Origin of the sequence: Xanthocytophaga flava (assembly GCF_030068545.1) — a bacterium.
GTDB classification, from domain to species: domain Bacteria; phylum Bacteroidota; class Bacteroidia; order Cytophagales; family 172606-1; genus Xanthocytophaga; species Xanthocytophaga flava.
Window position 1 is genome coordinate 80912 of record NZ_JASJOR010000011.1, and the last position, 19827, is coordinate 100738.

General features: G+C 38.7%; 14 protein-coding genes. 10 read left to right on the forward strand and 4 right to left on the reverse strand.

The annotated features are described in order from the left end of the window. Positions 1-16: 16 nt before the first annotated feature. Positions 17-2761, reverse strand: coding sequence for a TonB-dependent receptor (locus QNI15_RS17160; RefSeq protein WP_313995783.1), 2745 nt, complete (start codon positions 2759-2761; stop codon positions 17-19). Positions 2762-3042: 281 nt separating this feature from the next. Between QNI15_RS17160 and QNI15_RS17165 the strand changes: the two genes are divergently transcribed. The 4 genes from QNI15_RS17165 to QNI15_RS17180 all read left to right on the forward strand — a co-directional run bounded on the left by QNI15_RS17165 (position 3043) and on the right by QNI15_RS17180 (position 6945). Continuing rightward, complete coding sequence (locus QNI15_RS17165) at positions 3043-4062, forward strand: hypothetical protein (protein ID WP_313995785.1); 1020 nt, start codon at positions 3043-3045, stop codon at positions 4060-4062. Between the two features lie 314 nt (positions 4063-4376). Continuing rightward, the gene (locus tag QNI15_RS17170; RefSeq protein ID WP_313977701.1) at positions 4377-4961 is read left to right on the forward strand and encodes an RNA polymerase sigma factor; all 585 of its coding nucleotides are present in this window, start codon (positions 4377-4379) and stop codon (positions 4959-4961) included. Between the two features lie 108 nt (positions 4962-5069). After that, entirely contained in the window at positions 5070-5852 is a 783-nt protein-coding gene (locus tag QNI15_RS17175) for a hypothetical protein (RefSeq protein WP_313995787.1), read from the forward strand. 67 nt (positions 5853-5919) lie between these two features. Continuing rightward, positions 5920-6945, forward strand: coding sequence for a hypothetical protein (locus tag QNI15_RS17180; protein ID WP_313995789.1), 1026 nt, complete (start codon positions 5920-5922; stop codon positions 6943-6945). 66 nt (positions 6946-7011) lie between these two features. Here the strand turns inward: QNI15_RS17180 and QNI15_RS17185 are convergent, their stop codons facing one another. After that, on the reverse strand, positions 7012-8898 hold the full coding sequence (locus QNI15_RS17185) for a T9SS type B sorting domain-containing protein (protein WP_313995791.1): 1887 nt from the start codon (positions 8896-8898) through the stop codon (positions 7012-7014). A gap of 510 nt (positions 8899-9408) precedes the next feature. Here QNI15_RS17185 and accC point away from each other — a divergent pair. The 5 genes from accC to QNI15_RS17210 all read left to right on the forward strand — a co-directional run bounded on the left by accC (position 9409) and on the right by QNI15_RS17210 (position 17207). After that, a complete protein-coding gene (gene accC / locus QNI15_RS17190; RefSeq protein ID WP_313995793.1) occupies positions 9409-10902 on the forward strand; it encodes an acetyl-CoA carboxylase biotin carboxylase subunit in 1494 nt (497 codons plus the stop codon). A gap of 195 nt (positions 10903-11097) precedes the next feature. After that, entirely contained in the window at positions 11098-12978 is a 1881-nt protein-coding gene (locus tag QNI15_RS17195; protein WP_314032733.1) for a 3-keto-disaccharide hydrolase, read from the forward strand. Positions 12979-13063: 85 nt separating this feature from the next. Next, positions 13064-15070 (forward strand): DUF7133 domain-containing protein, encoded by a 2007-nt coding sequence (locus tag QNI15_RS17200; RefSeq protein WP_313995796.1) that lies wholly within the window; start codon positions 13064-13066, stop codon positions 15068-15070. Positions 15071-15223: 153 nt separating this feature from the next. Continuing rightward, positions 15224-16705 carry an META domain-containing protein gene (locus tag QNI15_RS17205; RefSeq protein WP_314032734.1) on the forward strand — a complete coding sequence of 494 codons (1482 nt, stop codon included), beginning with the start codon at positions 15224-15226 and terminating at the stop codon, positions 16703-16705. A 46-nt stretch (positions 16706-16751) separates the two neighbouring features. After that, on the forward strand, positions 16752-17207 hold the full coding sequence (locus QNI15_RS17210; RefSeq protein WP_314032736.1) for a hypothetical protein: 456 nt from the start codon (positions 16752-16754) through the stop codon (positions 17205-17207). Positions 17208-17286: 79 nt separating this feature from the next. Here the strand turns inward: QNI15_RS17210 and QNI15_RS17215 are convergent, their stop codons facing one another. Further along, the gene (locus QNI15_RS17215) at positions 17287-18180 is read right to left on the reverse strand and encodes a DMT family transporter (protein ID WP_314032738.1); all 894 of its coding nucleotides are present in this window, start codon (positions 18178-18180) and stop codon (positions 17287-17289) included. 102 nt (positions 18181-18282) lie between these two features. Here QNI15_RS17215 and QNI15_RS17220 point away from each other — a divergent pair, with 102 nt between their 5' ends. Then, positions 18283-19182 carry a LysR family transcriptional regulator gene (locus tag QNI15_RS17220; protein ID WP_314032740.1) on the forward strand — a complete coding sequence of 300 codons (900 nt, stop codon included), beginning with the start codon at positions 18283-18285 and terminating at the stop codon, positions 19180-19182. Positions 19183-19233: 51 nt separating this feature from the next. On the opposite strand, the gene QNI15_RS17225 is transcribed toward QNI15_RS17220, so the two are convergent. After that, entirely contained in the window at positions 19234-19737 is a 504-nt protein-coding gene (locus QNI15_RS17225) for a DUF2911 domain-containing protein (RefSeq protein WP_313977681.1), read from the reverse strand. Between the last annotated feature and the right edge of the window lie 90 nt (positions 19738-19827).

A 19827-nucleotide genomic window follows, 5' to 3' on the forward strand; every position in this document is an offset into this window, starting at 1 on the left:
GGAGAAAGATGTATCTTTAAAATTTAAAATTATAAGTAAGAGAAGGGAAGGCTGCTCCAAATATGGAGAGCTTATAGGCATTGGCACTTCCACCTTCCTGTTTGAAGAACACCGAATAGGCATTATTACGGCTATAAAGGTTATATACAGCAAAAGTCCAGCTCTTATCTACCTTTTTCTTTTTCCGATAGCCACTATCAATATTTACAGCTACATCTAGGCGGTGATAATCCGGGATTCTGCGTTGGTTGCGTAAACCATAATCTGGAATAATAATACCGCCATAAGCAAATTTGGATTCCGGATACGTGACAGGTCTGCCAGTGCTGTATGTGTAATTCATGGAAAACCCAATACGCTTCTTCAGTTGATAATTTAATACCAGATTGAACGTATGAGGTTTATCATAGTTGGCAGGATACCAGTCTCCTTCATTTACTTGTTCTCTGTCAATCTGACTTTTCATCTGAGCAAAAGTCCGGGCATAGGTATAACTCATCCAGCCTGTCAGATATTCTCCTATGTTTTTTCTTAACAGCAATTCTACACCATAGGATCGTCCCTGGCCCTGGAGAACTGCAGTTTCAATGTTACGATTCAGAAAAACAACCGCATTATCTTTATAATCGAGGAAGTTGTAGATCTTTTTGTAATATACTTCAATGGAGGTCTCAAACATATTGCCGAATAAGTTTCGGAAATAACCAACAGCAATCTGATCTCCTATTTGGGGCTTTAAATAGGTGTTGCTTAGCTGCCAGCGTGCGGTTGGGATAGCTGAGGCTGTATTGGATATAAGATGAATATATTGTCGCATTCGGTTATAGCCGATCTTTATCGAACTGCTTTCATTGAGGCTGATCTTCAGAGATAATCTGGGTTCAAGGCCTCCATAGGTTTTTATGACAGAACCAGCTCCATAGCTTGTTGAATCGATAACCGATAGCGATTCTCTAGGTGAGTCTGGCGCATACATATTGACAGTGGCAGGGCCTATGTTCAGGTAATGGGAATATCGTAAGCCATAGGTGAGTGTCAGCATCTTGTTAATGGTGAAATCGTCCTCCAGATATATGGCTGTTTCTACACCGTGTTCAGTGGATATAGAAATGGGGTTGATATCACTAGGTGGAGTAACTTCCAGATTTTCAGGTTGGACGAAATACCGGATGCCTTGTATACCAAAACTCAGTTTATGGTTGTCGTTCAACTGATAACTGAAATCAGAGTTGGCATCAAATTGCTTTAACTGGCTAGGTATCTTAAATTCATTTGGTGCAGTAGGGTTAATAACCTTAGCTGTATAATTGCTATATGTAAGAGAGGTTGTGTTTGTTAACTTCTCGCTGAAGAAATGCTGCCATTTCAGTACACCATATTTGTTACTCCATCGGTATTGTGTAATGGAAGAATTAACTGCAATGGTAAGAATGGAATCTGCATTGATTTGAAGAAAGTCATCACTGATATACCCTGACAGGCTTAATGTGTTTTTGGAGTTAATACGATAATCTGCCTTTGCATTTACATCATAGAAGTTGGCTCGTGTTTTGCGAAGTGATTCGTTCGGGAGATTTTTTAATAAAAAATCTGTAAAACTGCCTCTTCCTGCTACAATAAATGAAAGCTTGTCTTTGATAATAGGAGCTTCAATTGCCAATCGACTGGCTACTAGCCCTATCCCGCCATTTATAGTAACTTTTTGTGCATTGGCATCTTTCAGTTGAATATCTAGTACAGAAGATACTCTTCCGCCAAATCTGGCTGAAATCCCACCTCGATATAAAGTGACATCTCTTACAATATCTGGATTAAAAACAGAAAATAAGCCAAACATATGAGAGGTATTGTAGATAGGTGCATTATCCATCAGGATTAGGTTTTGATCTATACTACCTCCTCGCACATTAAAACCAGTAGAACCTTCACCTACAGTACTTACTCCTGGTAGTAACAAAACGCTGCGGACAATATCAACTTCTCCTAACAAAGGAGGCATTTTTTTGATAGTACGGATATTCAGTTTGGTTATACCCATCTGAGTGGTTGAAATATTTCGGTCTGCAGCCTCTGCTGTGACTACTACTTCTCTCAAACGAATATCTGTGTTTAACAAACTTATATTGATAGTCTGGTTGGAGCGAACAGAAATTTGTCTCCTTTTGGATTGAAAGCCTACATAACTATATACCAGATTATAGGTTCCTGCTGGTAATGCCAATTGATAATTTCCATTTGCATCAGACAAAACCCCGGATCGCATCTCTTCTACATATACTGTAGCTCCTTCCAGTTTTTTATTATTGGTGGCATCAGTTAATAATCCTGTAATCGAATATGTATTTGTACCTCGTTTGGTAGTTATGAGATTCATTTTTTCCCGAATCGTTTCCTGAGAATCGTTAGTCGCTTCAGTTGAAGGTATATTTTCAGGATGTGGCTTTCGTCCCGCGGAATCTACCGTATGAGGAGACAATGATAGAGAGGACAGGTCTTCTTTATTGATCAGTAAAATATAGTTAGAGTCATATAGTAAGTAACTTAACTGTGTAGAGGCAAGGATAGACGGCATGACCTGTGCAAGAGGTACGTTGGTGAATGTGGCATAGACTTTTATTGTAGATACAACAGGTGTTTCATAGAAAAAATGTATCCTTTGCTGTTGTTGCAATGCTTGTTGTTCGAGAGACTGCAAAACTTCACTCAGTGGTACATCTTTGAAGTTTCCTGAAAATCGGACTTGAGACAATTGTTGTCCCATGCATGTTTGCTTATAGACTAACATGCATACTAATTGCAGCAGCAAGCTTACTCTAAAATGGATAGAGAGGGCGTAGTTGTTTTTCAAAATATGAAATTCTTTGAAAGGGTTATAATTTTAACTTCTAAAAAGATACTTCTATCGAAAAAAATATAGTTTCTGTGAAACTTTCAAATGAAATGTGGAACTTGACGGTGCCCTATAAGAAACTCTGCAAGTTATTGATAGCTAAATGCAAAGTATATAATTTTTCTAACAAACAATTGTTTTTATATTTGTTTATGCGAAAATTCTACCCATACCTATTTTTATTTTTCATTGTTTGTGCCAGTTATGCTCAATGTGGTTTCGGAAGTCCAGCATTGATGAAGAAATTGGCTCAGCGAGAGTTGATTGTGATAATGGAGCAACCTTCGCAGAAAGTGATTGAGTTAATGAAGAAGAAAAAGAAACATGATCAGGTAGTAGCCTATGAAGAAGGAGTTGAGGCTTATAATGCAGCTTTGAAACATGCAGTGCAAAAATATTGGAAGTGGGATAGTTCTGCTAACTATATGACAATGAATGATGCAGATCGTCTGCGAAAAACACAGGTAAAAAACTATGCAGTTATTTACTGCACCACTATCGATAACTTCACAATAAAAGGAGATGAGGGTGGCAGAAATCATCAACGACTATTGTTTCCTGAAAATTACAAACAACTAAATGCTCTTCGGGAGCATTGGCGTAATTATAGTGTAATGGAGATTAAGCTTTTAGAGGATTTGCCAAAGTCTCAACCTCTCTTCAGACAAAACCTTCCGAATATAACACCTGAAAAAGCTGATTTGGTTTTTGGTGTTCAAGCTGTAGAGCATTATTTGATTGATAGTACCTTACAGGCCAGAGCAACACCTTATGAATGGGAAGAAGTGTTGCCACGTGCAGAAGCTGATATGCATGCCAAAACATTACTTTTACGTAAAGACTGGCTTGCGCAAGGCTTAACCTATGAGGACATTAAAGAAGTCTATCCGTATCCTTTTGTCATTGTAGACGCTAAACGCTTTAATGAAAGTGCTGTAAAGGGTAATCCAAATCTGGCCCTGCTACAGATAGTTCCAGAAATATTATCCAAAAGACAGAAAATCGTTACGAATTATTTGCATGCAGTTATTGATAGTATGACTGGACTGCCCCTTGGCTTTGTGCGTTTAAAGGCTGAAGATGGCAAAGACAAATACATCAGTGAGGAAAGTATGAAAGAATTAGCTCAGTATTTAAAAAAAAGGACAATGACAGTGGTAGGAAATAAATAGCGATCTACTATATTGATAGCAAGTGAGTTAATTCTTTTAGTATTACTTTAACAGATTTTAGCATATAGAGAAGAATAGTATTGATACCTTTTGTTGTTTTTCCTGAGACTAGTATTTTGAGCCCGTTTTCGAACGGGTTTTTCTTTTGTCAATAGAGAATGAAAAAATATTTTAACTATAAGTATTTGATAGTGTGTGACTTATGTCGTGTGTGTTAAGAAAAATGATTTTTTTTTAACCCTGGCGCAACCTGCCTTCGTTCTTTTGCATCTACCTTTTGAAAATCAATTACAACTAACACATTCAAAGAACGTATGTTTCTACGCATACAAAAATGGGATAACGAGGAAAAACTCATTCGGGCTTGTCAGCGGAATGATGCCGCTGCACAACGTGAAGTGTATAATCGGTATTCACGCAGAATGTTGGGTGTTTGTACTCGTTACATCAAAGATCAGATGGAAGCGGAGGATGTGATGATTAATGGTTTTCTGAAAATTTTTGAAAAAATAGATCAGTATCAGTTTGCAGGAAGCTTTGAAGGATGGATACGCCGTGTTATGGTTAATGAAGCATTACAACAAGTTCGTAGAAATAAAAGTGTTTTTCTGGAAGTGGAGATTGAATCAGTTTACAATGATGAGGCAGTGATGCATATAGATGGAGATGAATTTGAGACAGAAGATTTGCTAGCTCTGATTCAGCAATTGCCTGACGGCTATCGCACTGTTTTTAACTTGTATGCTATTGAAGGTTATTCACATAAGGAGATTGCAGAACAATTAGGTATTAGTGAAAATACATCTAAGTCACAGTTAAGCCGTGCAAGGGCATTGTTGCAGGAAAATTTGCGTAAGGCTGAAAAAAAAATGCTAAACGTGGAGAAACAGATAGGATAACATAAATATTTGACTGTCTTTACCTGATATAATCCTATAAAATGGGAAAAAGTATAGTGAAAAAGGAGAATTATTGGTCAGTAGAAACAAAGTAAAACGAAGTAAGATATGCATAAACAAAAGAAACATCCGGTTGATGATCTGTTTGCCAGACGGTTGTATGATGTCGAAAAAATGCCATCTTCTCGTGTATGGGATGAGCTTCAGGGAAGAATGACGAAAAAAAAAGAGAGTAGAAAAGGAGTGTATTTCTCTATTGCTGCTGCTATTGCTCTGCTTATTCTTGGATTGGTAGGCATACGTTATTGGAGAGAGGATACAGGTACACAGATGGCAGTATCAGATCCGCATAAGGTAAGTAAGACTACTCCTGTAAAAAGCATAGAGGAGAAAGCAAAAGCTGAGAACACAAAAAAAGTAGAAATAACCAGACCAAGAGCAGAATCAACTACAACTTATTCTGATAGTAAGACTGAGATATCTTCTAATCAAAAATCAGAGAAATCTGAAAAACAGACTAAGAAGAAAACACTATCACCAGTGGAGCAGAATACGGATAAGTTAATCGCAAAGAGTCCAGACTTACCAGTGATAGAGAAAAAGACAACACAAGATGATAAGGTTATAGTTACTCAGAAGGAAGAGATAATTGCCAGTGCTGTTCCTTCTGTGAAGCCCGAGTCAACGTCACCAGGAAGTACTGTTACGGTGGTAGTAGTGGAAGTTGCTGACGAGAGTTTAACGGCATCAACTAAAGGAGATACTACAGAGCCTATTGCAAGGAAGGCAGGAAAGTTATGGCAGGCAATTAAGAAAGCTAAAAAATCGGAAATCAACCTGGACAAAGAAGCTATTGTTGCCTGGGTGAAGGACCGAAATACTAAAAACTGATCACTCATAAATCCATATATTAAAAGTAAGAATGAAAGAAGGACTAAACACAATTCTATCTACAACTATGAAACGGTTAATTTTTGTTACATTATTTTGGGGAGTGATGAGTACAGCAATGGCTTTTAATTCATCTCCTGAAGAGAGAAGGGATTCGATTATCATCCTTTTAGGTAAGAAAACACGTATTGCTATTCAGACAACTGATAAAGCCGAATTACAGGCACTGAGAAATTATGACCTGAATGCATTGGTAAACAGGGTTATTGAGATTCAGGAAAAGACAGATGCCAGAGCAGGAAAGGATACCAGCTTTGTAATGAATGGAGATACTGTATTGGTTCGTGATAATCAAGTAACTATAAAAGACACCGAACGAGGAGAATCTACTTTTTCTATCCGAATCGGAGGAAAAGATGGAGATGTAAGTAGCGGTGATTCTACCTCTAATTCTCAGCCTAGAGTATATAAGCGCAAACGTACCAGTAGTGAATGGTATTTTGACCTTGGTTTGGATAATTACCTGACAGGAGATGGCAAATTTCCGGAACAAAATCTTAATTATGCATTGAGACCTTTAGGGTCACGATATGTAGCTATATCCCATATTTATAAAACACGTATTGGCGGTAGCCGTAGTCCTTTGTCGCTTACCTATGGATTGGAAGCTAGTTTTTATAACTATATGTTTGATAGCAATACACGAATTGAAAAAGGGGCTACTAGTGCGGAATTTGTGGAGGTGATGGATGGGGCAAATGCCAAAGATCTAAAGAAGTCAAAGCTGACTGCTATCTATGCAAGTATACCCGTAATGCCTGTATTACAATTTGGACACTCCCGCAGATCGTTTCGTTTTGGAGTAGGGGGATTTGTTGGATACAGACTACATAGTTACTCTAAAATAAAAGATTCCGATGGCAAGAAAGATCATGAAACCAGTAACTTCTATCTGAATAATGTTAGATATGGTGTGCAGGCATTGGTAGGTATCCGAGGAATTGATCTTTTCTTCAAGTATGATCTGAACCCGTTATTTACAGAAGAGCATGGTCCTGATTTACGTTCGATTGCTTTTGGATTTAGATTCTAAGAACATTCTGACCCTCTATAAAAATAAACCCCTTTACTAACAGGGGTTTATTTTTATATCACTTGATTAATTTTGAGGACCTCTTAATACATGCAGCCAGCCTTTTTGTGGTGGAAAACAATTTTCGGCACTACTCACATAATAATAATAAAGTCCATCTGGTAAGTTATCAGCAGCCCAGTCATTTTGGTAATCAGCGCTTGTATACACTTCTTGTCCCCAACGGTTACAAATGATAAGTTTGAGTGTACTACGGGTACCTGTAACTTTGAAAGTCTCATTTGTAAGATTTATATCTTTGTCCGGGGTAATCACGTTTGGTATTTTTAACTTACTTGTATCAAGTTCTATAACCATTTCATCTGATTCATCTGCACAATTAGCTGATGATATAAGTACTTTATAAGAACCACTTTGCGTAACAACCAGTGAGGATTGGGTTTGGCCATTGAGTAATTGACCATCCAGATACCATTGATACACATCCATGTTGGCTGAAGCGGTAAGTGTGGCTGATGTAAGACTGCAAGCTGCAGGAGGTATTGTTACAGAGATCGTTGAAGTGACATCTTTTACTTTGATAGTAACAGAGGACGAATCTTCACATCCATATTGATTCAGCGCATAAACAGTATATGTTGTTTGTGATTCAGGACTTACGATTACTGAGGAAGAATTTCCAGCGATTCCTGACGACCACCGATACGTGTTGGCATTTCCTGTAACAGTCAGTGTAACACTTTCTCCCTTACAAATTGAAGTCTTGCTGGCAACGAGACTTAAAGGAACAAAAATCTCTGATTGAATATGATCAGATACCCCTGTTGATAAGACGGTATTAACATCAATTTTACTGAAAGTTGGGGAGGTTGAGTTAGGATTCTCAATTACTGTAATCTGACAACCTTTTACATGTGGTATGTACAGTTTTCCATCTCTTCCCAGTTCTATTTGTCCTAATCCTTCGACCTCACTTGGACTAAGAGAACATGTTTGATAAGGAATAAGCCAGGAACGTATTTGTTGAGTAGCAAAATCATACTGAAATAGATTGTTAGATGCAATATCACCCAAAAAGTCGCGGTTGTTGTAGTCTGTAAAGTAGGCTTTGGTTGCATCAGGCGAAAACTCAACACCATACATGCCATCATTGGCTTTATTTTCTCCTGAAATGAATGAGAGAAGTTTACCATTCGAAAAAGAACCCGTTGTTGGATTAAAATCGGCAACATACGCCCTGTTTTTTGCTGAAATGGAGTAACCAATTTTTCCGTTGTGATAGTCTAATTCTCCACGTCCTTGATAATTTACTTCTGTATTATTGTTGGTAATTGTAAGAGATTGCACCATAGCCCCCATTCCAATTCCCGAAATGCCGATTCTAAACCGTTTAAAGCCTATGCTACATTGATACGCAATAAGCCAGTATTCATTGCTACATGGAATTTTTATAATCTCAAGTCCTTCTGCATAGGTATTGGCTACATCAATGGGATTATTTTGAGTAATTACATCCCCTAATCCATTGCGTTGCTTCATGTCTACAGTAGCATACAATAAGGTTGAACACAGTTTTTTGTTATAGAAAATATAAAATTGGTCAGTTGTATTTGGTACAGGGCAGATTACAATCTCCGTTGAAGAAGGGTCTGCCAGAATGCTTGCTGACCCAGGCATAAGTGTACCGGTTTTGTCATATACTCCATTAGAATTTACCCAGATAATTACATTACCTTCTGTATCCTCTACATGAGCAATGCCTTCTGCTATCTCAGGTTCGGTTGTGCTTTTACTAATACCTGCAATGCCTGTATATAGTGGGGTAGGGGGAAGGTTTGCAAAATTAAGCCGTAGAATATTTTGAGTACTGTTAAAATAAAGATTCTGGATCTTTACCTGTGAAAATGTGGTGAATGAAGATAAGAGGATAAGTACAGTAAAGGTAAGACGCATAAAGAGTTGCTTTGAGCAGACGTAGTTATATTTTTTATTTATAAAGATTAAATGATAGGATTGGTTGTCTTTGAAGTATAGGGATGTGAGTACTGTTAATATCTCTTACAGCATATTTGTGAATCAGCAAGCTGTATGAATATAAAGGTTAATACTAAAATAAATGAATTTAATATTTCTACAGATTTCATTGTTGATCACAGTGTAATAGAGATAATAAGGTTATTGGCAAATGGATATGGCTAATAACTTACAGCGTAAAGTTATATAAATAGCTAATTAAAGTATTGATTTTAACAAGGGCGTTTGTATAAAACTTGAAATTTTCAGTGAACTAGCATTGTTTTGAGTATATGATTTATAGGTAGGTTTGCTTATCATCTAGTTTGACTTTTCATGAAATAGAGTATTTAGGTATATGAAAGAGAATCTCTTATGTTCCTAAAAGTTTTGTCTTGCATCCCCAGAATCCAATACTATCTTTGCTTATCAATAAATCGGTAGTTTTGTATGTCTATTCAGAAAATTCTTATTGCTAACCGGGGAGAAATCGCTTTGCGGATTATTCGTTCTGCAAAGGAAATGGGTATTGCTACTGTTGCCATTTATTCAGAGGCTGACCGTAAAGCCTTACATGTTCGGGCAGCCGATGAAGCTTATTGTGTAGGACCTCCTCCTTCGGCTCAGTCTTACCTGCAGATGGAAAAGATTATTGAAGTAGCCAAACAGAGCGGAGCAGATGCTATCCATCCTGGATATGGTTTTCTATCCGAGAATGCAAAGTTTGCTCAGTTGGTTGAAGACAATGGGTTGATTTTTATTGGACCATCACCAGAGTCGATTGAAGTGATGGGAAGTAAACTGGCTGCGAAAAATGCTGTCGCAAAATATGATATACCTATGGTGCCAGGCATTCCATCGGCTGTAAGCGATGTCAAAATTGCGATAGAGCAGGCTGCCAGAATTGGTTATCCTGTATTGATTAAAGCTAGTGCAGGAGGAGGAGGGAAAGGAATGAGACTGGTAGAAGTAGAGTCGCAACTGGAAGAACAGATGCAACGAGCTATTTCTGAAGCAACAGCCGCTTTTGGTGATGGATCAGTTTTTATTGAAAAATACATTACTTCACCCAAACATATTGAAATTCAGGTATTGGGCGACAAACATGGAAATATCGTTCATTTGTTTGAACGGGAATGTTCCATACAACGTCGTCATCAGAAAGTGATTGAGGAAGCACCTTCTGCTGTGCTGACCCCTGAAGTTCGCGAAAAAATGGGACAGGCTGCTGTATTTGCGGCAAAGGCTTGTAACTACTATGGAGCAGGGACTGTTGAATTTGTAGTAGACAAAGACCTTAATTTCTATTTTCTGGAAATGAATACCCGTCTTCAGGTGGAACATCCTGTTTCGGAACAGATCACAGGCGTGGATCTGGTGAAAGAACAGATTAAAGTAGCTGCTGGTGAAAAGTTATCCTTTACTCAGGAAGATCTTCACATTCATGGCCATGCAGTGGAAGTGCGGGTATATGCAGAAGATCCTAAAAATAATTTCCTCCCGGATATTGGTCAATTGGTAACTTATGTTCGCCCTCAGGGAGCAGGGGTACGGGTAGATGATGGATTTGAGCAGGGAATGAGCATTCCTATTTACTATGATCCTATGATTGCCAAGCTTATTACTTTCGGAAAAGATCGTACTGAAGCTATTGACCGAATGAAGCGGGCAATTGATGAATATCAGATTACAGGAATAGAAACCACACTTGGATTCTGCAGATTTGTTTTGGAACATCCTGCTTTTCTGGATGGTAGTTTTGATACCAACTTTGTAAATAAATACTTTACACCGGATTTGCTACAAATAGGTGCCAATGAAAAAGAAGCTGAAATAGCTGCCTTGCTAGTTAGCCAATTGTTACAGGCGCAGAATACTCGCAAAAGCACTATACAGCAGACAACTACTATTTCTCAAAAAAGTAAATGGAAAACACAAAGATAACGGGTATATATGTTTTCTATTGAATAAAGATTAATGCTAAATTATTTTGTTGAAAGTACATCGTTTGTAGATATATTTTATTTAAAAGTGAATATTTCGTCAAATCTTCTTTTTTCAAAAGAAGAGAATGTTGTACCTTTCTGCTCTTAATCTATATTTCCATCCCTTCTACTATTTATTTCACAACTGTACTGTATGATGAAGTTTTCATTCGTAAACATTCGTCAGACATGTCTGTTCGGGTATGCCTTATTGCTTTCAGGAGCATTACTGGCTCAGAACAAAGATGTTCCGATGAAACAGCTTTTGCTGGAAGATTTAAGTAATTTTAAACCTACAGGAAGCAACTGGCAGATTGCTGGCGATGCTAATGCTGATCTGAATCAGGAAAATGCATTAAAGATCAGCAAAGGCAAAGGTGTATTGGTGAACCTGCCAGATAAGAAAAATACCTCAAATCTTACATTTGGCTTTGACCATGCAGATATGGACCTGACGCTTGATTTTATGATGGCTAAAGGGTCTAACTCCGGCATCTACCTGCAAGGACGTTATGAGTTACAACTCCTGGACAGCTGGGGTAAAAAGAACCCTTCCTATGGCGACTGCGGAGGTATTTACCAACGCTGGGATGACAGCAAACCTGAAGGACAAAAAGGCTATCAGGGAATTCCTCCCCGTACCAACGCCAGCTTAGCTCCTGGTTTGTGGCAGCACCTGGAAGTAGCCTTTCAGGCACCTCGATATGATGCGTCAGGAAATAAAGTTACCAATGCAAAGTTCCTCAGAGTTGTATTGAATGGCATTGTTATTCATGAAAATGTAGAGGTAACAGGACCTACCCGTGGGGCTGTTTTCCCAGATGAGAAAACACCAGGCCCGATTCTGATTCAGGGCGACCATGGTCCGGTTGCTTTTCGTAATATCTATTACAAAACATATGGTATGAGTGTACCTACATTGTCTGACTTGCAATATAGTTATGGCAAAGGACCTTTCTCCAGTGATACCTTAAAGGCAGAAACCAAGTTCAAGGTGGTACAAAGCGGTAAAACACAGGATCTGACTATTGAGAATGTGCCGGCTGCCAATGATTATATAATCAGACACACTGGGAAACTGAACGTAAAATCTGCTGGAAAATATACTTTCTATACTCAGATCAATGGTTTTAACCTTTTGAAAATAGATGGTAAGATCTTGGCTCCATTAGCTATGACTGGTACCTGGAACGAACGCTCTGCCACAACGGACCTATCGGCTGGAGATCATACCTTTGAGGTATTGGTAGCTAAAAGAGACTCCTGGATGAAACCAGCTTTAGGGGTATTTATTGAAGGGGCAGATGTTCGCAGAATGCCTTTGAATACATTGAGCTCACTGCCTCTGGATGCTCCTGTAAACCCTATTCTGATCAATGTAGAAGGCGAACCTAAAATAGTACGTTGTTTCATTGATTTTGAAAAAGGTACTAAGTCTAAGAGAATTACACATGCTGTGTCTGTAGGTAGCCTGGAAGGTGCCAACTTTACAGTAGACCTAAATAATGGTGCACTGGTACAATGCTGGAGAGGTGATTTTCTGAATGCAACACCTATGTGGCATGATCGGGGTGATGGACATTCAGACCCAATGGGCAGCACATTGAAAATTAATGATGTGCCTAATTTCTCTATATTACCTACCAATACTACTGCATGGCCAGATTCATTAACTCCAGAAGCTAATTATCGTGGACGGGGATATGAGTTAGATGCAACAGGCCTTCCAACTTTCAAATATAGTATCTACGGAACAGAGGTAGAAGATATGACTCGTCCGGAAGATGGTGGAAAGCGTCTGACACGTACGCTGAAAGTATCAGGATCTGCAACTAATCTCTACTGCCGTATTGCGGAAGGAAAAGACATCGTTGCTCAACCTGATGGTAGTTATCTGATAGACGATAAATCCTATTTCATAAAGCTTGCTAACGCTGCTGGTGTAAAACCTGTAGTACGTACAGTAAATAATCGTCAGGAATTACTTATGCCAGTAACAATTGGTAATCAGATCAGTTACTCTATTATTTGGTAACAGGCATTCATTGTATTTTGAAATACAACGGTGTCCGTTTTGAAAATACCTGTTTAAAAGATTAAAAGCTTTGTTCATACTATTTATGAAGACATTTCTAAAACATATTATTGGGTGGTCGGCAGCTGTGTTGCTACCATTGAGTATGCAGGCACAGGAATCGCCTAAGGAAGAAGATTTCTACAAAATTGCTACCATTCCGGTTCCGGAAGGAATTGTTATGGAAGTAGGTGGGGTTACTACACTGCCTAATGGTGATATTGCTGTATCTACCCGCCGGGGAGATGTATGGGTAATCAAGAATCCATACATGAGCAATGGGGCCTATCCTTCGTTTACAAAATTTGCCAGTGGACTGCATGAAATCTTGGGGCTAGTATACAAAGATGGTTCGTTGTATTGTGCTCAACGTGGTGAACTTACCAAACTGACAGATAAAAATGGTGATGGCAAAGCCGATAGCTATGAAACTGTCTATGCATGGCCTTTATCAGGACACTATCATGAGTATAGTTTCGGTCCTAAAATAGCTCCTGACGGATCTTTCTTTGTAACGGGCAACGTAGCCTTTGGAGATGAAGAATGGTGGCGTGGAGAAAGTCGTGTACCCTGGAGAGGTTGGACAATGCGTATTACACCTGATGGTAAAATGGAACCCTGGGCAACAGGAATGCGCTCTCCTTGCGGTATAGGTATCATAGATGGTGAATTTTTCTATGATGATAACCAAGGTGACTGGATGGGGTCTGGTGGTATCTGGCATGTGGCAAAAGGTGATTTTACAGGCCACCCCGCAGGTTTGCGCTGGGCTAAACAAACACAAGTGAACGAACTGACAGACAAGCCTGTAAAAGTTACTACAGAGCAATTGTATGCTAAAGTAGATCCACGTTTTGTTCGTCAGAATGGCCGTGCTGTGAAGCCTGAAAACAATCGTGAAGGGAAAGAGGCTCCATTATTCACCTACAAAAAAGATTTTCCTCAGTTAAAGACGCCAGCCGTTTGGTTGCCTCACGGGGTCTTAGGTATTTCTAACTCTGAGATCATCACAGATGAAACTGTAGGTAAATTTGGTCCTTTTGCTGGTCAGGTATTTGTAGGGGATCAGGGACAAAGCAAAATCATGCGGGTATTCCTGGAGAAAGTAAACGGAGAATATCAGGGTGCTGCTTTTGATTTTCGCAGTGGTTTCCAGTCAGGCGTACTACGTATGTCATGGGGTAAAGACGGATCATTGTTTGTAGGTGAGACAAATCGTGGATGGGGATCTGCCGGGGATGCTAATCAAGGCCTGCAACGCTTAATCTGGAACGGAAAGCTTCCATTTGAAATGAAAGCTGTACGTGCGATGCCTGACGGATTTGAAGTGGAATTCACAATGCCTGTAGACAAAGCTTCTGCCGAAGACATTGCTTCCTATCAGGTAAAAAGCTTTACATACAAATACTATCCTGTGTATGGTAGTCCAACCATCAATGAGGAGCGTTGTACTGTGAAGGGTGTAAAAGTAAGTGAAGATGGAATGAAAGTTCGTGTAGTAGTAGATAACCTGCGTGAGTATTATGTGCATGAGTTATTGCTGGAAGGTGTAAGAACTCGTGAAAATTCATGGTCTTTGGTACACCCTACTACTTATTATACGCTTAATGCCATCCCTGCTGGTGAAAAACTGAACATGGCAGAAGTAAGTAAGAAAAATTCGGCTGCAGCCGCAACTACTCCTGCTACTTCAAAAACTCCTGCCAAATCAACAAAAACAGGAACGCAACCTGCTACCAAGAAGGAAGTAAAACCTACAACTGCTGCTGTGCCTACTACAGAAGAGATTATGCCGTTATTGCGTAAACATACGTGTCTGGCTTGTCACTCTGCTGAAAAGAGAGTGGTAGGTCCATCCTATGCAGATGTAGCAAAGCGTAAGTATTCCAATGAAAAGATTGTGGACTTGATTTATAATCCCAAACCTGAGAACTGGCCGGGATATGCCACTCCAATGGCTCCAATGCCACAGGTTCCTAAGGCAGATGCATTGAAAATTGCTGCCTGGATTAATTCCTTAGGAAAGGCAAACAGTGATAAGCCTAATCCGTAATAGATAGAGTTATATAAAGTAAGACCCTGTAGTTTACTACAGGGTTTTTTTGTGGCTAATTAAACGGTTTATACTATTCTTAAAGGAAGACAAAACAATTAATCAGATAGAAAGTTAAGAAGACAGTTTATTTATTACTAATACTTGTCCAGTATGAAAAAGGAAATATTTCGAGCCTTCAGACATTCTATTGTATTCCTATTTATAATTCTAACTATTTCCCATGCACAGGTATTAAAGCCAGGATTTGATAAAAATGAATACATGGAATTAATGAAGGTTTCTGCCCGGTTTGGTGATACAACCTATGTTAATGCCATCGAAAAGCCTCAACAGTATGATTTTGTGTATCGTTCTCCTGTAGTTGGGCTAGAGAACCGTTGGGATTTATGGGTAAATAAACAACACTCTATAGGCGTTATTAGCATCAGAGGTAGTGTCGCCAGTAGTGTAAGCTGGTTGGCAAACTTTTATTCTGCTATGGTTCCTGCCAAAGGAGAACTTGAAATAAGTGCCAAGGAGAAGTTTGTTTATGAACTGGCATCAAATCCCAAAGCTGCTGTTCATGTAGGATGGTTGGTTAGTACAGCATTTCTATCAAAAGATATTCTACCCAAAATAGATTCCTGTTATAAAAAGGGAATTAAAGATATGATTATCATGGGGCATAGTCAGGGTGGAGGTATTGCTTATCTGATGACGGCTTACTTGTATAGCCTACAAAAAAGTAAGCAGCTACCTGAAGATGTACGTTTTAAAACCTATTGCAGCGCAGGCCCTAAACCGGGAAATTTGTTTTTTGCCTACGAATATGAAGCAATGACACAAAATGGTTGGGCATATAATGTAGTTAATTCCGCAGATTGGGTGCCGGAAGTTCCACTTTCTGTACAAACTATCCATGATTTTAATACAACCAATCTATTTGCAAACGCCAGAGGGATTATTAAAAAACAAAAATTTTTTCAACGAATTGCTCTTAACTACGTGTACAATAGGTTGAGTAAACCTTCTCTCAAAGCACAAAAACGCTATCAGAACTATTTGGGTAAAATGGCATACAAATTGGTGAAGAAGAACCTGAACGGTTATACATCACCTGAATATTATAGTAGTAATAATTATGTGCGTACAGGATCAATCATAGTGTTGCTGGCAGATAAAGAGTATTACAAATTGTATCCCGATAATAAAGAGAAGGTATTTGTGCATCACTTTCATGCCCCTTATATGTATTTAACAGAAAAACTTGCTTGGAACCAGCATGGTACACTTACAGATTCTTTGGCATTGCCTTTTCTTGATGGAACATGGGAGTTAACTTATATTTCAGGCCCGAAAATTACTTTTGATGGTTTATATCCCAATCGAAAGCCTTCTATAACTTTACACACGAATAATCGTACAGTAGCTGGAAATAGTAGTTGTAATTCATTTAGAGGACAGTTTACTATAACAGATCAAACTATTCGTTTTCCTGACACCTTTGTTATGACTCGTATGTTTTGTGAAGGAGGCGGGGAACAGGCTTTTATGGATGCTTTAAAGAAAGTGAACAAGTATGCCATAGCAGATAATACACTTACTTTCTATATGAATGAATTACCTCTTATACGATTTACAAGAAAACTTTAATTTTTATAACTCAATTTTTCACTTATTTCCATTTGTAATGCAAAACTTGCGTCATTTTTATATTTCAGGCATCTTTCTGTTATGCCTTACAGCTTGTAACACTAAACAAAATCAAACAGATACCAAAACAGAAGATGCCAACTCTGCGCCTGTCTCTACTACGGAATGTTATTCGTATGTAACAGATAAAGATACAATTGCTACTCAATTTACTTTGGCCGATGGTAATATAACAGGGGCATTGCAGTATAAGTTATTCGAAAAAGATAAAAATACAGGTTCGCTGACTGGACAGATGCATGGCGATACATTAGTTGCAGAATATTCTTTTATGTCTGAAGGTGTGCAATCTGTAAGAGAAGTTGTTTTCCTGAAAAAGGATGATAATTTGATAGAAGGATTTGGAGATATAGAAGAAAAAGATGGAAAGATAGTTTTTAAGGATAAAGCCGCTCTGAAGTTTGATAGCAATACTCCTTTAAAGAAAACAAACTGTAACTAATTATAAATTACTCAAAGAACCTCATATATGAGGTTCTTTGAGTAATAAGCTTGTTTGGTTACTATATGATGAACGCTATCTATCTGCTTTTATTCAATATGAACACACTAACGATGATAAGTAGTATACCCAGATAATGCCATAGCAAAAGGACTTCTCCATCCCATACCCCCCAGAATACAGCAATAACAGGGACGAAATAGGTTACCGAGCTGAAAAAGACTGCAGAAGAAACCTTGATTATACTATTGAATACCAATTGCGCAAATGCAGTTCCCATTATACCTAAAGTCACTACGGCAGCGAAGGAAGTTTTTTCTTCATGCGTTGTGATCTGTAATAAATCTGTATGGGTAACAATGGAATAAAGTAATGCCAGTAAACCTGAGATAGAAACCGTGACTGTTGTAAGATGAACAGGGTTGATGGAGGCAAGATGATTCTTGATAATATTGATATTAAAACCATAACTGACTGTTGCCAACACAATCAGAATTGCGTAACCATTTAATACTACTGTGCCTTGTGCTGTAATCAGTACCAGAAATAATGTGCCTGCCAGACCCACTAGCAGGCCTGCTATCTGTATCCATCTGCTTCTCTGATGAAAGAAAAGAACTCCCACCAAAAATGTAAAACCAGGGGTCAGTGCATTCAATACACCTACAATAGAGCTACTAAGTCCTGTCTGGCCTGCACAGAAGAGATAAGCAGGAGTAAACATACTTAATAAGCTTGACAGAACCACATACTGAATTTTCTCTTTGGGTATCTGCCGGATATAAACTAGTGCAAGTGGTATCATAATCACAGAGGCTGAAACTAGGCGAAGGGTAGCTACCTGCCAGGTAGAATAGCTTTGCAGGCCTTTCTTTATCAAGATGAAAGAACTACCCCAGGTAAGAGTTAATAAGACAAAGGCTATCCAGACAAGAGTTGCTGGAGTATAACGGGATGTAGAGGTGGATAACATAGTTGTAGTTGTTTGATTGTCAGACAAAGTAATTGCATTTGTTTGATCGAAAAAAATACTTATTTTCGATTGACTGATACTATAAATGATATCAGATATATCATGACAATTTATCAATTACAAAATTTTTTGCTGGTAGCAGAGACTCTTAGCTTTCGTAAGGCAGCAGATGAAATTCCTGTTGCTCAACCTGCGCTTACCCGTCAGATGCAACAACTGGAAGAAGAAGTGGGGGCTGTGTTATTTGATCGTACCAAACGAAAGATAGAGTTGACAGAAGCAGGTCGTTTTTTCAAACAGCATATCGAAAAGCTTCTGCATCAGTTGGAGGATGTTAGGTATCGTACCGGACAGATTCACAGAGGAGAAGCAGGGGAGTATAGGATTGGTCATGCAAGTTCTGCTATGCAATCGGTGATTCCGGTATTACTAAAACAAATGAGAAAAGAGGCCCCTCAGGTAAAAACGATGCTTATAGAAGCTAGCAATAGATTAATCTGTGAAAAGCTACTGAACAATGAACTGGATATAGGCTTTATGCCTAATTCTATTGTCCCACCTGCTTTGAGTAGTAGGGTAATTTATCAGGAAAACTTCGCTTTGATACTCCCTCAATCTCATCCATTTTCAATTACGGGGATAGTCAACCTAAGAGACTTTTGTCAGGAGGACTGGATTTTACCTCCGCAACGGGAAAGCCAGGGATATGTGGAGAATATACTTCGAATCTTTCAGAATCATGGATTTTTACCACGAACAGTGCACGAATCTCCCAATTCAGCTAGTGTGTTACGCTTAGTGGAAGCAGGAATAGGAATAACTTTGATGGGAAAATCGACTCTCAAAGGCATACAACTGGATATAAAGTATCAGGAGCTTATTAACATTCCGGATAAGGTAGAGATGCGATTGGTGTGGGCTCAGGAGAGAACAGTAGAACTGTCTGCATTTCTGGAACTCTTGAAACAGTTTTTGCCTACACCTGATCACATAAAAGATTAACACAAAAAAGTTTCCAGTAACTGGAATCCTTTTTTGTGTTAACAATTCAGCTTAGAAGCTTACGGGTACAACAACACTTGTCTGATCCCATTCGATTTTCAGATCTTTATCACTTGGTGTAATAGTGAATTTTTCTACTGGAGAAGAAAGTTTTTTTACAGGCACCTTTACTTCCAATACGTTCTTATCCTTGTATTTATCATACTCAAATGCTCCAAACTGACCTAACTGGCTGTTCAACAATACAGTCCATTCTTTTTCTTCCGGAATAGTAAATAGTGTATAGGTTCCAGCTTTTACAGGCGTTCCGCCGAATTTACCGTCTTTAGTAAATGTAATCTCAGTAGCCTGGTTCGCACCTGTACGCCATACTTTTCCAAAAGGTTCAATGCCATTAGGACCGAAAATAGTCCGACCTCTTTTAGAAGGCTGTCCATACGAAACTTTAATAAATTTGCTTTCAGATGTAATACGAGGGCTTTTAGGTGGATTTTGGCCAAAAGCAAGAATAGATGCCAAGGCAAATGCAAACGTAAGCAGAATTGATTTTTTCATGATAATTGAATAGTTAAAGGTTTTGCGCAAACTACTGTACAAGTATTATACCATAGATGGCAATCCGTGGTTTGAGATTTAGATAATTTG

Bases quoted from the DNA above. Each gene is read 5' to 3' on its own strand.
- QNI15_RS17225 (WP_313977681.1), bottom strand. From the start codon at position 19,737: ATGAAAAAATCAATTCTGCTTACGTTTGCATTTGCCTTGGCATCTATT.
- accC (WP_313995793.1), top strand. From the start codon at position 9,409: ATGTCTATTCAGAAAATTCTTATTGCTAACCGGGGAGAAATCGCTTTG.
- QNI15_RS17185 (WP_313995791.1), bottom strand. From the start codon at position 8,898: ATGCGTCTTACCTTTACTGTACTTATCCTCTTATCTTCATTCACCACA.
- QNI15_RS17215 (WP_314032738.1), bottom strand. From the start codon at position 18,180: ATGTTATCCACCTCTACATCCCGTTATACTCCAGCAACTCTTGTCTGG.
- QNI15_RS17165 (WP_313995785.1), top strand. From the start codon at position 3,043: ATGCGAAAATTCTACCCATACCTATTTTTATTTTTCATTGTTTGTGCC.
- QNI15_RS17200 (WP_313995796.1), top strand. From the start codon at position 13,064: ATGAAGACATTTCTAAAACATATTATTGGGTGGTCGGCAGCTGTGTTG.
- QNI15_RS17175 (WP_313995787.1), top strand. From the start codon at position 5,070: ATGCATAAACAAAAGAAACATCCGGTTGATGATCTGTTTGCCAGACGG.
- QNI15_RS17160 (WP_313995783.1), bottom strand. From the start codon at position 2,761: ATGGGACAACAATTGTCTCAAGTCCGATTTTCAGGAAACTTCAAAGAT.
- QNI15_RS17195 (WP_314032733.1), top strand. From the start codon at position 11,098: ATGATGAAGTTTTCATTCGTAAACATTCGTCAGACATGTCTGTTCGGG.
- QNI15_RS17220 (WP_314032740.1), top strand. From the start codon at position 18,283: ATGACAATTTATCAATTACAAAATTTTTTGCTGGTAGCAGAGACTCTT.
- QNI15_RS17205 (WP_314032734.1), top strand. From the start codon at position 15,224: ATGAAAAAGGAAATATTTCGAGCCTTCAGACATTCTATTGTATTCCTA.
- QNI15_RS17170 (WP_313977701.1), top strand. From the start codon at position 4,377: ATGTTTCTACGCATACAAAAATGGGATAACGAGGAAAAACTCATTCGG.
- QNI15_RS17180 (WP_313995789.1), top strand. From the start codon at position 5,920: ATGAAACGGTTAATTTTTGTTACATTATTTTGGGGAGTGATGAGTACA.